This is a genomic window from Vibrio sp. ArtGut-C1 (assembly GCF_002105475.1).
GTDB lineage: Bacteria > Pseudomonadota > Gammaproteobacteria > Enterobacterales > Vibrionaceae > Vibrio > Vibrio diabolicus.
This window is the reverse complement of record NZ_NCTH01000022.1, coordinates 25,726-39,993: the sequence shown is the minus strand read 5'-3', so window position 1 is coordinate 39,993 and position 14,268 is coordinate 25,726. Positions and strand designations below refer to the sequence as shown.

Sequence of the window (14,268 nt, the reverse complement as noted above, 5' to 3'; positions counted from 1 at the left end):
AAACTCCCCTCAAGAGAGGGGAGTAGGAAGTTCAATTACCAGCGGTAGTTTGCGTTTAGCATGACAGAGCGAGACTGGCCGTAGTAACACCAGTAATCGCAACCTGAAACAAACTCTTTATCCAGAATGTTGTTCACGTTTAGCTGTGCTTGCCACTGTGAAGTGATGTCGTAAGTGACTGACGCATCCCAAAGAGTGACTGAAGGAACAGTTAGGTTAGAGCTCTTAGGGTTATCTTTTGACTCACCTGCGTAGCGCACACCAGTACCGATATTGAGGCCAGGAATCAGGCTGTAGGCGCTGTAGTCTACCCATGCAGAAGCTTGGTGTTCAGGAATAAGTGCGGCTTGTTTTTTACCTTGGCCAAAACTCTCATCAGTTTTCGCTTTAGTGTAGGTGTAGCTTGCCATCAGTTTTAGATCGTCGGTTAGCTGCGCCGTGCTTTCTAGCTCAATACCTTGAGAAGTCACTTCACCCGTTTGTGTCGCGATCCATGTTGAAGGGTTGGTCACCAACGCGTTCTTCTGCGTAATGTCGAACCATGCAAGGTTGATAAAGCCATCCATAAAGCTTGGCTCATACTTCACACCCACTTCTACTTGCTCGCCTTCCAGCGGTTTGTAAAGCTCATTGGTTGCTGTATCAATTGTACTGATCACTTCAAACGACTGAGAGTAGTTTGCGTAAGGTGACAGACCATTGTTTGCAAGGAACATCACACCCGCGCTGAGAGACAACTGACCATCATCACGAGATTCGTTTTGATCAACGCCTGCGCCTTTGCCAGAGTTTTCTGTTTTCACCCAGTCGTAACGAGCACCGATGTTACCAATCCACTGTTCATGCAGTTTCAATTGGTATTGTGAGTAGACACTTGCTTGAGATTTCTCAATCTCACGTTTCACGTTGTTGGCAGGATCAAGAGGGGTGAAGTTGCCGTAAACTGGGTTCCACGGGTTGATGGTGCCAAACGCGTAGTTGTCCTGCTCGTCGCCATCGGTTTTGTGGAATTGCAGATCCATACCGACAAGCACCGTGTGCTCTGCGTTGTCAGTCATCCAGTTGCCGACAGCGTTATTGTCGAATGTGATGCTCTGGTTTTTGCCGTCACGGAATACGATGCCTTGCGCTAATTCTTCTTTCGCAGGATCGTTGTTTGAGAATGCGTAAGAGCTGCGCAAGTACAACTCATTGGAGCCGTAGTTGAGGTTTTGAGAGAATGACCACGTGTCATTGATGTCGTGCTCTAGCAAGTAACCTAGAGAGAACTGCGTGCGTTCGTATTTATCGTAGTTTGGCTGACCAAGGTTAGTCGAAGGATCGATTTTGCCAAAGTTAGAACCAATCAAAGTTCCTGCTGCTGGGAAGAATGGGTTGGTTGGCACACCGTCATCACGAAGGTAAGTAGCCAAAATGGTCAGCATTGTACGGTCAGAAATGTCGAACTCGACGCTTGGCGCTAGATAAAAACGCTCGTTGTTAGTGCCGTCCAGTTCGCCATCTTGGCTTGTCATCAGGCCAACTAAACGGTAGCGGATTGTGCCAGCGTCGTTTGCTTCATCAGCAATGTCAAAACCTACAGACTGGTGTTGGTTGTTGCCTACTTCGACTTTTACTTCACCTTGAGGCGTAAACGTTGGTTTTTTCTGCACCGCATTCACGATACCGCCTGGTGCCGATTCACCAAACAGAATAGCTGATGGGCCTTTAACCACTTCCACACTTTCTAGGCCGTAAGGTTCGACCAACCATGTGTAGTAACCATCGCGGAATAGGCGGTTGCCGTTTAGGTAAGTAGCAGCATCAAAACCGCGAACTTTGAACCAATCGGTGTCGTTGTCGGCGCCATAAGGCTGAGCGGTTACGCCAGATGTGTAGCGTAATGCTTCGTCCAATTTTTGCGGTGCACGAACACGAAGTTCATCTTCAGAAATGATAGATACGCTGCGCGGCGTTTCTGCCGCAGGGGTTTCTACTTTAAGTGCTTGCGCGGTGACCGTAATGGTCTCCATTGCAATAATGTCATCTTGTACAACGTCTTCTTGAGCTTGTGCTGTGAATGCAACCACTGCTGCTGTTGGTGCCAAAGCACAGACCAACGCGTTACGGATCGCGATGGTCAGTAAGTTATTCTTTGTCATAAATATATTCCCGACAATTATGATTAACGCTAAGCTTAATTGTAATTATTATCATTTGAACTTTTGTTTCGGTATTTTACTGACTTTTGTATCAAAAGATAGTAAAACGTTCGCAAATTCATTCGCGGTACTTAAAGTCGTTGTTATGTTCAATTGGTTTGAAAAACTGACCCAACCCTTTCCCCAGATGGAAACCGAAAAGCCACCGAAGACACTTTTTGGCTTCTGTCGCTTTTACACTCGTGGCTTTGAAGCCCCTTTACTTGTCATGGCTGTGTTCAGTGCGCTTATTGCCATTACTGAGGTGACGCTGTTGCGTTACATGGGTGAGCTCGTCGATATTCTCTCTAATCAGGATCGCGCAACATTCTGGCAAGATCAGGGTGATCGCATGCTAATGATGCTGTTCTTAGTGGCGGTTGTGATGCCAGCTCTCGGTTTTGTCCACTCAATGGTGATGCACCAAACGTTATTGGGTAACTACCCGATGTCTATCCGTTGGTTGATTCACCGTTACTTGCTAAAACAAGCGGTTGGATTTTTCCAACGTGACTTTGCAGGCCGAGTTGCGACCAAAGTGATGCAAAGTGCGTTAGCGGTACGAGAAACGGTCATGAAGTTGGTGGATGTACTGGTTTATATCAGCGTTTATTTTCTTTCGATGCTTTGGATGATGGGCGAGGCCGATGGTTTGCTGATGTTGCCTATTGTGATTTGGATAGGAATGTACGCGGTTATCCAGTTCTACTTTATCCCTAAAATGAAACAAGTAGCGACAGAGCAAGCGGATGCTCGCTCTGTAATGACTGGGCGCATTGTCGATTCTTACACCAACATTTCTACCGTAAAACTATTCGCTCATTCACAGCGAGAGTTGGAATACGCAGAAAGCAGCATGAAGCAGTTTTTGGTGACGGTTTACCGCCAAATGCGCATGGTGACTTGTTTGCTGTTTAGTGTCGATGCCATCAACTATTTACTGCTGATGTCTATCAGTGCCATTTCGGTTTATCTATGGCTAGATCACGCTGTAACAATTGGTGCTATTGCGATTGCCATTAGTATTGCGTTGCGCGTACAAGGAATGTCGAAGTGGATCATGTGGGAAGTTAGCGCACTGTTTGAAAACATCGGTACGGTAGTAGACGGTATTAATACGATTTCAAACGACGTTGAAGTGAAAGACATACCAAATGCCAAGCCTCTGCAAATCTCTCAAGGTGAGATCTGCTTTGATCACGTAGGTTTTAACTACAGTGATGAAAAGGCGGTATTTGAGAACTTGAACCTGACCATCAAACCGGGCGAAAAAGTCGGTATTGTCGGTCGTTCAGGGGCAGGCAAATCCACGTTGGTTAACCTGTTGCTGCGTTTTTACGACGTAAATACGGGGAAAATTTGTATTGATGGACAGGATATTTCTCAAGTCGAACAAGAGTCGCTGCGCCAACACATTGGTATGATCACGCAAGACACCTCTTTGCTACATCGCTCAATTAAGGAAAACATTCTTTACGGTGATCCAGATGCTTCAATGGATGCCGTTATCGCAGCTGCTGAAAAAGCACACGCTCATGATTTCATTCAATCTCTAAGAGACGAGCAAGGTAACGTTGGCTATGACGTTGAAGTGGGTGAACGCGGCGTGAAGTTGTCTGGCGGTCAGCGTCAACGTGTGGCGATTGCTCGCGTGCTGCTGAAAAACGCACCAATTTTGATCATGGACGAAGCAACGTCTGCACTTGATTCAGAAGTGGAGTCGGCAATTCAAGAAAACCTTGAAGTTCTGATGGAAGGAAAAACAGTGATTGCAATTGCTCACCGTTTATCAACGATTGCCGCGATGGATCGTTTGATTGTGATGGATGACGGCAAAATCATTGAGCAAGGCTCACACCACGAGCTGCTGCAATTGGGCGGCGTTTACGCTCAGTTGTGGAAGCATCAAACCGGCGGCTTTTTGTCTGAGCAAGGTGATGCTCAACTGCAAGTCATCTAATATGACGCTACACGAAAGAGGAGCAAATGCTCCTCTTTTTTGTGTCTGTCGTTTATACCGAGTAAGTAGGCGTTAATGGGCAACGTTAACTTGTGATTATTCATTGAGTTAGGCCAACTTAATGATGATTATGTTTATAACTCACTGTCGTTATTGAATTTTTTACGCTTTTTTTACGCGAACTCCGAATGGGCTTTTGCTAAAGTTTTCTACATCGAATTTTGGTTGATGTACTTTATGTTTGCTCATTGGCGAGATAACACATTTCTCTTTTCTGCCATCGTGATTGTTGGCGCGGTTGTGGCCTCATGGCTGTTAGACCAACTGTTTGGCTCTACGGCTGCCGTCCTGCTGATTTTGCAGTTAGCCGTCGTGGTGGTGGCATTTCAATGCAACTCGCGATTCGCTTATGCGGCGGCGGTGATCGAAGCGCTGAGCTTCAACTTCTTTTTCACGACGCCTCGTTACTCTTTGCAGATGTTTCGTCCGGAAGACATTTTTAATCTAGTCGTGTTTATGGTGGTGGCATTTATCACCAGCACTTTTGCAGATCTTTATCGTCGCCAGCAGGGCGAGTTAAAACAAACCAAGCTGCAAAATAGCATCCTGCTATCGGTGTCCCATGACCTACGCACGCCGCTAGCAACCATTATTGGAACACTGACCACACTCAACGAGTACATGCCCAAGCTCAATGACTTAGAGCGCAAAGAATTGCTCGACAGTGCGACTTCAGAAAGCCACCGCTTGCATCAATATATAGAGAACCTCTTACAGGCGACTAAGCTCCAACATGGCACATTAAAAATTACCAAAAAAGATGAGCCTATTGCGAATATTGTGCAGGATGCGGTTTCTCGTTTGCCGAATTACACCGAGAAAGTATCCATGAATATGGATTATGCCGTTGGCTATTTGTCAGTAAGTCGTTCGCTCATCGAACAAGCGATTTTTAATGTGCTGGATAATGCCATGCGATTTTCGCCAGAGAGTGAATCTGTTGAGGTTTCTCTTTCTAAGCAGGGTTCGTCGTGCGTGATTGATGTTCGGGACATGGGGATTGGCATCAAAGCTGAAGATGCGGAAAAAATATTCAGCCTTTTCTATTCCGGCGCGAACAACAAATCGGCCGATTCAGGCACCGGAATGGGACTCGCGGTTGCCAAAGGCATCATCACCGCGCACCAAGGAGAGATTCAATCTATGCCAGTATCAGAAGGGACGCTGATCCGCATTCGACTTCCCCTCAATCAAGGAGCAGAGCAGGCGTGAGTTACAAAGTTTTAGTCGTGGACGATGAGCCTCGCATTCATACCTTTATTCGTATTTCGCTGTCTGCTGAAGGGTTTGATTACATTGGCGCGAGTACCATTGCAGAAGCTAAAGCGTGTTTCGAAGCGCATTCACCGCACGTTATTCTGCTTGATTTAGGCTTGCCCGACGGCGATGGAACGGAGTTTCTCACTACGCTTCGTCAGACGTATAAAACGCCAGTGCTAGTGCTGACAGCTCGCGATCAAGAAGAGGAAAAAATCCGCCTTTTAGAAGCGGGCGCGAATGATTACTTGAGCAAGCCTTTTGGCGTAAAAGAGCTCATCGCGCGCATCAAAGTGCTGGTTCGAGATTTGGTGGATGAGCAAGCCGTCGCTGATGAGCTGGTGGCTGGCCGAGTCAAAATCATCAAAAGTACTCACCAATTTTGGTTGGATCAGAGGGAAATTCCACTCACCAAGAAAGAGTTTTCCTTCATTGAACAGTTGATTCTCAAGCCGGGAAAACTCATTGAGCAAACTCATTTGCTATCGGTAATTTGGGGAAAAAGTCATATCGAAGATACTCACTACTTACGCGTGTTAGTGAGTCAACTACGCAAAAAACTGAACGATAGTGCTGACGAACAGCGGCTATTAAAAACCGAGCCGGGGCTGGGTTATCGTTTAGTGCTTGAGACGTCCAAGCACCACTAAATTCCAAATTTAATCAACGTTAATGCCAAGGTTTAGTGCTGGTTATCGGCACTCGAACAGGATTCGTGTTGCCTATTTTTCGTGACGGAAAGTCAGTCTAGCCCTTAGCGCATTAGCATTTTCTATACATAAAACACAGTTAGGGATTGATATGGCTCACTTTACAGTAATTGGTTTAGGGCGATTTGGCGTTGCCGCCAGCTTAGAACTTATTCATCTTGGACACACCGTAACGGGGGTGGATAGCGACCCGAAAATCGTCGAAAAATACGTCGAAGAGTTAACGCAAGCGGTCATATGTGACGCAACAGACGAAGGTGCACTCAGAGAATTAGCGCTAGCGAACAGTGATGTGGTGTTGGTGGCGATTGGCGAAGACATGCAAGCCAGTTTGTTGTGTACGCTGGCGCTGAAAAATCTGGGTGTGAAATCCATTTGGGTCAAAGCGAGCACCAAAGCGCACCACACCATCGTGTCTAAGCTTGGTGTACAACGCATTATTCATCCGGAAGAGGAGATGGGCGTAAGAGTCGCGCAGGCACTCAACTATCCGATGGTGAACAACTATTTAGAAATGGGGCATGGCTTGTATGTGGTGGAAATCCACGTTAAATCCAATCTGCACGATACGCCGCTTTCTAAGTTGATCAGCCGAGGCAGTTACAACATTCAGCCTATCTTGGTGAAGCGCGAAGAAGCCGTCTACACCAATATCAATGATGAGTTTGTGCTTAATGAGTTCGACACGCTGTTGCTTTGCGGTAGTCGCGCTGAGCTGAAATACGTCGCTCCAAGGTTGGTGTAACATGGTTTTGTGGCATCCCTCTATTATCCCGATCGAGCGAAAACCCAAAGCGGGCAAAAAATTGTTGGGCGCACCGCCGCTGATACTTAGCCTCAGCTTTGCGTGCTTGATCATGCTCGGCACGGTCTTACTCAAACTGCCGATTGCCACCACAGCACCCATCACTTGGATTCAAAGCCTGTTTACTGCGACATCAGCCATTACGGTGACGGGATTAGTTGTGGTGGACACGGGCACGGCGTTTACGCCTTTTGGGCAAGTGGTTATTGCTTTCCTGATTCAATGTGGTGGCCTAGGTTTAATGACGTTTGCCATCGTGACCTTGCTGGCTCTGGGCGGAAAAATTGGCTTTTTGGAGCGAGCCGTCGCGAGAGAGGCGTTCAACCAAACTGACTCGTCGACACTCATTGCCACTGCTAAATCTGTATTGATGTTCGCTCTGCTCGTTGAACTTATTGGTTTTACTATTTTGAGCGTTTATTGGAGTGAAGAGCTGGGCTGGAAAACCAGTTTGTTCCATGGTTTCTTCTACACCATCAGTGCGTTTAACAATGCAGGTTTTGCGTTGAGTATCGATAGCTTAATGCCTTACGTGGACGACCCGGTCGTTAACTTCACCATTACCAGTTTGTTCATTATTGGTGGTTTAGGCTTCTCGGTTTGGATTGACTTAAAACGCAATCGCCGTTGGCACCGACTCACCGTTTACAGTCGAATGATGATCTTAGGCACGATGATCATTAACGTGGTGGCACTTATCGCGATTTATCTGATTGAATATGACAACCCCAACACGCTTGCCCCGTTGAGCGAAGCAGGGAAATGGTGGGCATCGTGGTTTCAGGCGGTGACGCCAAGAACGGCAGGGTTCAACACTTTAGCTATCGATCAGTTGGAAGATGCCACAACGGCGATCATTCTGGTGTTGATGTTTATCGGCGGTGGATCATTGAGCACGGCAAGTGGTATTAAAGTTGTGACATTTATGGTGTTAGTCTTGGCAACTTACAGCTATTTGCGTCGCGATGAAGCAACCTACGCCTTTCAACGCGAGATTCCCAAAGAGACCATCAGCAAGGCATTGGCGCTGACTCTGATCTCGGTGGGCGTGACTTGGTTTGCCATATTCACGCTGTTACTGACAGAGAAAGCGTCTATGTTAGACATTATGTTCGAAGCGGTCTCGGCACTGGGTACGGTTGGTTTGTCGCGAGGCTTAACGGGCAGTTTGTCCGAACCGGGTGAGTTAGTGATCATCTTCATGATGTTTATGGGACGATTAGGCCCACTTACTTTGGCGTACTTCTTAGCCAGCCCAAGAAAGAAAAAAGCGCGTTACGTGAGTACTAAACTGGCAATAGGGTAAATGGGCTAACTCGGAGAAAATGACCAAAAGGCTAAGCATAAGAGGAGTAACTGCTCCTCTTTTTTGTGCTCTTTGTAGCCACGAAACTGTATACGGTTGCCTATCTCACAACAATTTATGATTCATCTCTATTTTTTATCATTTATAAATTGTCGTTTTTGAGGTGTTGTCCAGAATGGCATTATCCACGTGCAACATAAGATTGCCGGGAATAAAAATAATTACAATACTGCCTTACTGGAAGATACATGAAAATCAAACCCCTCCCACCTTTAAATAGCCTCGTTGCGTTTGAAGCATCGGCGCGGCACTTGAGTTTTACGTTAGCCGCTGACGAGCTAAACGTGACCCAAGGTGCTATCAGTCGCCAAATTAGACAATTAGAAGAATACTTAGGCAAGGCTATGTTCACGCGAGCCAATCGAAGCATTAATTTAACGCCTACAGGTCTTCAATATTATCAAGCTGTCAGCCAATCTTTACTCGATATTGCTCAAATCACGGGTGAAGTGAAGAAGTGGCAGGGCGAACAAAAGATCACGGTTGCGACGACAAATGCAATGGCAGCCTTGTGGTTGTTGCCTAAGGTTGCTCAATTTCAAAATGAACATGATGACATCGATATAAGAATATTGGCCTCAGATAATGTGTTGGACTTACGCCGATTAGATTGCGATATCGCCTTGTTTTATTGTCGCACTCCACCTGCGGAAATGGACGTGACAACGCTATTTTCAGAAGAAGTATTCCCTGTGTGTAGCCCGCTTTATTTAGAGAAAATCGGCCAGCCTAGTGAGCCAGAAGAAATCTTCAATAAAACGTTACTCTATCTGGAAGAGTCTCAAAGAGATTGGGTGAATTGGGAGCAGTGGTTTGCGAGTGTGGGGTTGCCAAATATTTCGCCTCGCAATCGCATGAACATCAATAACTATCCAATGCTTTTACAAGCGGCAATTAATGGTCAGGGCATCGCGTTAGCCTGGGGCTCATTAGTGGACGACTATTTACAAAGTGGTGCTTTGGTTAGACCAGTCGAACACGTGCTTTCAACACCTTCCAATTTTTCTATGCTTGAACCTAAAAATAGAGGTTTAATCCCTGCCAGCGTCAAACGTTTTAGAGAATGGCTTTTGCATCAGTTGCCAGATGAAGTGGGTGATCGAGGCTTAGCTTAAATCAATAAGCAGAGAAAATAACAGAGTTTGGTAATGTTAAAAAAGCGGGAATATCAGTTCCCGCTTTTTTAATTGATTGATGAAACGACGCACTAACTTAGTACTGGTCCCTGATTAAGTGTGGAATCATCTTTTAGTGAGGATGTTGAAGCGATAGGCTCGGAAACCACTGTTTTGCTTTCAACAAGCGGTTCAACAGGACCATCAAGTTTCTCTTGCTCTGGGTGAACATGCTCAGGCAGCATTGCCCATGGCTTAGGCTCGCGTCGAATACTATGAAATAGCGTTAAGCTCATCACCGCGATAAAAATGGCGATAGGGAAACCGGCAATAATGGAGGCCGTTTGCATTGCTTTTAACCCTCCTGCATATAGAAGCACTCCCGCAATGGCGGCGATCATGATCCCCCACAATACGCGTATAGACGTGGGAGGTTCACTGTGTCCAGCGGCATCGAGGGTACATAGAACTAAGGTACCTGAGTCAGCGGAGGTAATGAAATAAGTACCGAGTAATAAACACGCAAGTACGCTAAGTAGTTTACCAAACATACCTGTATCTAGATTGTCGAATAGCGTAAACAAAGCGCGTGTCGTATCGGCTTTAGTCGCTTCAAGAATCGGGCCGCCAGAAAAATCCGCAGGTGGTGTTTGTTTGGCTTCTTGTGCCGCAGTGATTTGCTCTTGATGAGCAACACGAGCGTCTTGCTCTACCTTTAACGCTGCGCCACCAAATACTGAAATCCATAAAAACGTGATCAGCGTAGGAACTATGAGAGCACCACCGATAAGTTCACGTATTGTGCGCCCTTTAGAGATACGAGCTACAAACATGCCAACGAAAGGTGCCCAAGTCATCCACCAAGGCCAGTAATAAGCCGTCCACCAGTTTTGCCAGCCAGAGTCATTCTGTGCATCGCTCCATAAGCTCATACCGACAATGTTTTGTGCATAAAGCCCCGTGCTTTCAAGTAGCGTATTCAAGATATAGCGAGTTGGGCCAATGTAAAGTACGACCAGCATGAGTGCGAGTGAAAGCAGCATGTTCCATTCTGATAAACGGCGAATACCTTTCCCTACACCAGATAGCACCGACGCAACCGCACAAGTACAAAGGGAAACGATAATAAAGAGTTGAATCCCCAAACTAATGTCTAGACCAAAGGCTTGATTCAAACCAGAGTTTATTTGGATAACTCCCATCCCCAAGGTTTGAGAGATACCGAAAGCAGTCACCGCGACTGTTAGGATATCAACCGTGTGCCCGATAGGCCCATAAATACGATCGCCAATCAAAGGGTACAAGATAGAGCGTAGGGTAAAAGGCAGATCTTTACGGTAGGAAAAGTAGGCTAATGCGAGTGCAACAATAATAAAGACAGACCAAGGATGTAGACCCCAGTGAAAGAATGTCAGTTTCATTGATGTTGTTGCGGCTTCATTGGTCAGGCCTTGAGTAAATGGGTTGTCAGCGTAATGCCACATCGGTTCGGCGACCGACCAGAAAATTAAGCCTATCCCCATGCCTCCGGAAAAAAGCATGGATACCCAAGACAAATAACTAAACTCTGGTTTTTCGTCATCTTTACTCAAACGAATATGCCCATATCGACTAACCATAAGGTAAAGAAGAAAACCGACAACGAGTGAAACAAGTCCGATGTAAAACCACTTCATATTCTGTAGCAAAATGCCGGAAATCGTTTCGAAGTATTGGCCCGCTTGGTTGGCGAGAATGGCGCAGAAAAGTACAAAACCGATAACGACGATCTTTGATGCGATAGTCACAGTCGGATTGAGTCCTTTCAATATCCCAGATGTTGCTCTCATAGGCATCCCTCACAGTGCTTTTGTTTTAGCGTTATTGTTTGTTGCGTTATTGTTAATTTTTGAAAGAGAGTAGAGAGAGGGCTTTTGTGTTTCAACTGATTAATACTCATCGGTTAATGAGTATTAATCATGACAAGAAGAACCTTGTTAATTAAAAGGTTATTTTGTTGTTTGAGATCAATGCATGAATGACAAAAACTCATCCAAACCCGGCGAAAAAGTCGTTTGTTTGTTGCTGGGTTGTTAATCAAAATCATCTCCACTAACACAACACGATGTTGTACGCACTGGATGCAACTCGACTCTCGGAGATAAGAATATGAGCAATGTCAACCAAACCATTATTCCTGTTGAACTTGTTGATAATGTACTGAACCCAATCAGTGAAGCAACAGGAATGCCGAATCAGGCCTACACTAGCGAAGAGTATTTTACCTTTGAGCGTGATCAGGTGTTTGGTAACACTTGGGTATGCATTGGTTTTGCATCAGACCTGCTTAAAAATGGTTATGTGATGCCACTTGATTTCATGAATCTTCCACTACTCATGATGAGAAATCGTCAAGGTGAAGTCCAAGTCTTCCACAACGTATGTAGTCATCGTGGTATGAAGCTGGTGCATGAGGCAGGCGAAGTTCAAGGCATGATTCGCTGTCCTTACCATTCATGGACGTACGATCTTGACGGCAATCTAAAAGGCACACCACACATTGGTGGTATCGCAAAACACAAAGATGATCGATTTAAGTGTGAAAAACACGGCCTTAAGCCACTTCGTTCAGCTGTTTGGATGGACATGGTATTCGTTAACTTATCGGGCAATGCAGAAAGCTTTGAAGATCATATCGCGCCACTAGAGCAACGTTGGCAGCAGTTCTTAGGTGAAGATGGGTTAGGGCTTCTTCGCCGCGTGAACATGGGTGGCAACTTAGAGATCGAAGTGAAAAGTAACTGGAAGCTTGCCGTAGAAAACTACTGCGAGGCTTACCACTTACCTTGGGTGCATCCGAGTTTGAACAGTTATTCTCGCCTAGAGGATCACTACAACATCATGTTTGCAGAGCGCTTTGCTGGTCAAGGTAGTCTCGCGTACAACCTTTCTGATACAGCAGGAACACACTTACCTAAATTTCCAAGCTGGCCAGAAGATAAACTGCGTCATGCAGAATACGTTGCACTCTTTCCAAACGTGTTGCTTGGTATTCAAGCCGATCATGCCTTTGCAATGATGATTGAACCAATCACTGCGAATAAGAGTGTTGAGCACCTACGTGTTTTCTATGTGGGTGATGAAGCAACGAAAGATGAGTTTGCTGCGTGTCGTACCGCTACCGTTGAGTCGTGGCGAGTCGTGTTCGGCGAAGATATTGGAGCGGTCGAAGGCATGCAGGAAGGTCGTTACTCACCTGGCTTTGGTGGTGGTGTGTTCTCACCAGAAATGGATGTTCCGACGCATTTCTTCCAAACCTGGTTGGCAAAGCAAGTGAAAGCGGCACTGGAGCAGTAATATGATGCATTACCTTAATTATATTGATGGTGAGTGGTGCGATTCAGAGCAAGCGCTGACCGTCATGAATCCTGGCACAGCCGAAGCGTATGCGACGATTGCAGAAGCCACTATCACCGATGCCGATCGCGCAATGGCAGCGGCACGTCGAGTAGTCAAGCAAGGTCTTCTTTCGGACGTTCGTCCAGCCGTCAGAACCGAGTGGATGTTAAAAGCCGCCGCAGCTATTCGTGAAATGGTTGATGAAGGTGGGTTAGTTGCCTGTCGTGAAAATGGGAAATCTTTGCAAGATGCCAAAGATGAGTTTTTAGAGTCGGCACGTTACTTCGAATACTACGCTGGCATGGCCGACAAGCTGGAAGGCACGTCAATTCCGTTGGGTAAAGACTATGTCGACTTCACTCAATATGTGCCGTTTGGCGTGTCGGTGCAGATTGTGCCGTGGAATTTCCCTGTCTCTATTTGTGCACGCTCATTGGCACCTGCATTAGCCGCAGGTAACGCAGTGGTGATCAAATCGCCAGAGATTTCCCCACTTGCCATGACGCTGTTGATTCAAGCGATTGAAAAAGCGGGCTTCCCAAAAGGCACGATTAACTTGCTATGTGGCAAAGGCTCAGTCGTTGGCAGTCATTTGGTGCAGCACCAAGAGGTCGATCAAATTGTCTTTACGGGTTCCGTTCTAACCGGCCAACGCATCCTGCAAGATTCAGCGCAACGCGCTACTCCATCGGTGATGGAGCTGGGTGGTAAATCGGCTGCTATCGCACTGAAAGATGCGAACCTTGAAACACTTTTGAAAAGCGTTCAGGTCGGTATTTTCTTTAACGCTGGTCAAGTGTGCTCGGCAATGTCTCGTTTGCTGATTCAAAAAGAGCGTTATGAAGAAGTAAAAGCGGCGGTAGTGGAAATGGCAAAAAGCCTAACTATTGGTCAAGGCGAAAGCCAGCCGGACATCACACCGTTGGTATCTGCTGATCAACAAGCTCGCGTGCTTGAAATGATAGAACAAGCAAAAGCCGACGGCGCGAATATCCTAACGGGTGGCTACGCACCTGATTTATCGGGTTACTTTGTGGCACCAACGGTGATTGAAGCCTCACCAGATATGCGTATTGCTCAAGAAGAAGTGTTTGGCCCTGTACTGGTAATTACACCGTTTGAAACTGAACACGAAGCGATCGATATCGCGAATGGCACTGATTTTGGCCTGGTTGCTGGTGTCTTTGGTGAAAGCCTAAACCAAACATTGCGTGTGGCACAGCAACTGCGTGGTGGACAAGTGTTCATCAATGAATGGTTTGCTGGTGGCATCGAAACACCATTCGGTGGCGTGGGCTTGTCCGGGTTTGGGCGAGAAAAAGGACAAGAAGCGATATATAGCTACGTCCAGACACGCAATATTGCCATTCGTTTGCAGCAAGACAGCAACGTATAGCTACCGTGTAACTGTATTTTCATCACCTCGTACCGGCTTGG

10 protein-coding genes are annotated in these 14,268 nt (G+C 46.3%); 8 read left to right on the top strand and 2 right to left on the bottom strand.

Going from position 1 to position 14,268, the window contains the following annotated elements:
- Positions 1-35: 35 nt before the first annotated feature.
- The gene (locus B7360_RS17325) at positions 36-2,141 is read right to left on the bottom strand and encodes a TonB-dependent siderophore receptor (RefSeq protein WP_085344139.1); all 2,106 of its coding nucleotides are present in this window, start codon (positions 2,139-2,141) and stop codon (positions 36-38) included.
- Positions 2,142-2,286: 145 nt separating this feature from the next.
- Here B7360_RS17325 and B7360_RS17320 point away from each other — a divergent pair, with 145 nt between their 5' ends.
- The 6 genes from B7360_RS17320 (at position 2,287) to B7360_RS17295 (ending at position 9,453) form a co-directional block, all read left to right on the top strand.
- Positions 2,287-4,140 (top strand): ABC transporter ATP-binding protein, encoded by a 1,854-nt coding sequence (locus tag B7360_RS17320; protein WP_046876143.1) that lies wholly within the window; start codon positions 2,287-2,289, stop codon positions 4,138-4,140.
- A gap of 237 nt (positions 4,141-4,377) precedes the next feature.
- On the top strand, positions 4,378-5,412 hold the full coding sequence (locus tag B7360_RS17315) for an ATP-binding protein (protein ID WP_061781634.1): 1,035 nt from the start codon (positions 4,378-4,380) through the stop codon (positions 5,410-5,412).
- A complete protein-coding gene (locus B7360_RS17310) occupies positions 5,409-6,107 on the top strand; it encodes a response regulator transcription factor (protein ID WP_065645694.1) in 699 nt (232 codons plus the stop codon). The genes B7360_RS17315 and B7360_RS17310 overlap by 4 nt, the downstream gene beginning before the upstream one ends.
- A gap of 151 nt (positions 6,108-6,258) precedes the next feature.
- Positions 6,259-6,912 (top strand): TrkA family potassium uptake protein, encoded by a 654-nt coding sequence (locus B7360_RS17305; protein ID WP_005375180.1) that lies wholly within the window; start codon positions 6,259-6,261, stop codon positions 6,910-6,912.
- A 1-nt stretch (position 6,913) separates the two neighbouring features.
- Positions 6,914-8,278, top strand: coding sequence for a TrkH family potassium uptake protein (locus tag B7360_RS17300; protein ID WP_085344137.1), 1,365 nt, complete (start codon positions 6,914-6,916; stop codon positions 8,276-8,278).
- A gap of 248 nt (positions 8,279-8,526) precedes the next feature.
- Positions 8,527-9,453 (top strand): LysR substrate-binding domain-containing protein, encoded by a 927-nt coding sequence (locus tag B7360_RS17295; protein WP_005392445.1) that lies wholly within the window; start codon positions 8,527-8,529, stop codon positions 9,451-9,453.
- Between the two features lie 92 nt (positions 9,454-9,545).
- Here B7360_RS17295 and B7360_RS17290 read toward each other — a convergent pair whose 3' ends face one another.
- Positions 9,546-11,282 carry a BCCT family transporter gene (locus tag B7360_RS17290; protein WP_085344136.1) on the bottom strand — a complete coding sequence of 579 codons (1,737 nt, stop codon included), beginning with the start codon at positions 11,280-11,282 and terminating at the stop codon, positions 9,546-9,548.
- A 319-nt stretch (positions 11,283-11,601) separates the two neighbouring features.
- Between B7360_RS17290 and B7360_RS17285 the strand changes: the two genes are divergently transcribed.
- Positions 11,602-12,789: an aromatic ring-hydroxylating dioxygenase subunit alpha gene (locus B7360_RS17285; protein WP_085344133.1), complete on the top strand. Its 1,188-nt coding sequence runs from the start codon at positions 11,602-11,604 to the stop codon at positions 12,787-12,789.
- A 1-nt stretch (position 12,790) separates the two neighbouring features.
- Complete coding sequence (locus B7360_RS17280; RefSeq protein WP_085344131.1) at positions 12,791-14,227, top strand: aldehyde dehydrogenase family protein; 1,437 nt, start codon at positions 12,791-12,793, stop codon at positions 14,225-14,227.
- Positions 14,228-14,268 lie beyond the last annotated feature (41 nt).

Bases quoted from the DNA above. Each gene is read 5' to 3' on its own strand.
- B7360_RS17325 (WP_085344139.1), bottom strand. From the start codon at position 2,141: ATGACAAAGAATAACTTACTGACCATCGCGATCCGTAACGCGTTGGTC.
- B7360_RS17320 (WP_046876143.1), top strand. From the start codon at position 2,287: ATGTTCAATTGGTTTGAAAAACTGACCCAACCCTTTCCCCAGATGGAA.
- B7360_RS17315 (WP_061781634.1), top strand. From the start codon at position 4,378: ATGTTTGCTCATTGGCGAGATAACACATTTCTCTTTTCTGCCATCGTG.
- B7360_RS17305 (WP_005375180.1), top strand. From the start codon at position 6,259: ATGGCTCACTTTACAGTAATTGGTTTAGGGCGATTTGGCGTTGCCGCC.
- B7360_RS17300 (WP_085344137.1), top strand. From the start codon at position 6,914: ATGGTTTTGTGGCATCCCTCTATTATCCCGATCGAGCGAAAACCCAAA.
- B7360_RS17295 (WP_005392445.1), top strand. From the start codon at position 8,527: ATGAAAATCAAACCCCTCCCACCTTTAAATAGCCTCGTTGCGTTTGAA.
- B7360_RS17290 (WP_085344136.1), bottom strand. From the start codon at position 11,282: ATGAGAGCAACATCTGGGATATTGAAAGGACTCAATCCGACTGTGACT.
- B7360_RS17285 (WP_085344133.1), top strand. From the start codon at position 11,602: ATGAGCAATGTCAACCAAACCATTATTCCTGTTGAACTTGTTGATAAT.
- B7360_RS17280 (WP_085344131.1), top strand. From the start codon at position 12,791: ATGATGCATTACCTTAATTATATTGATGGTGAGTGGTGCGATTCAGAG.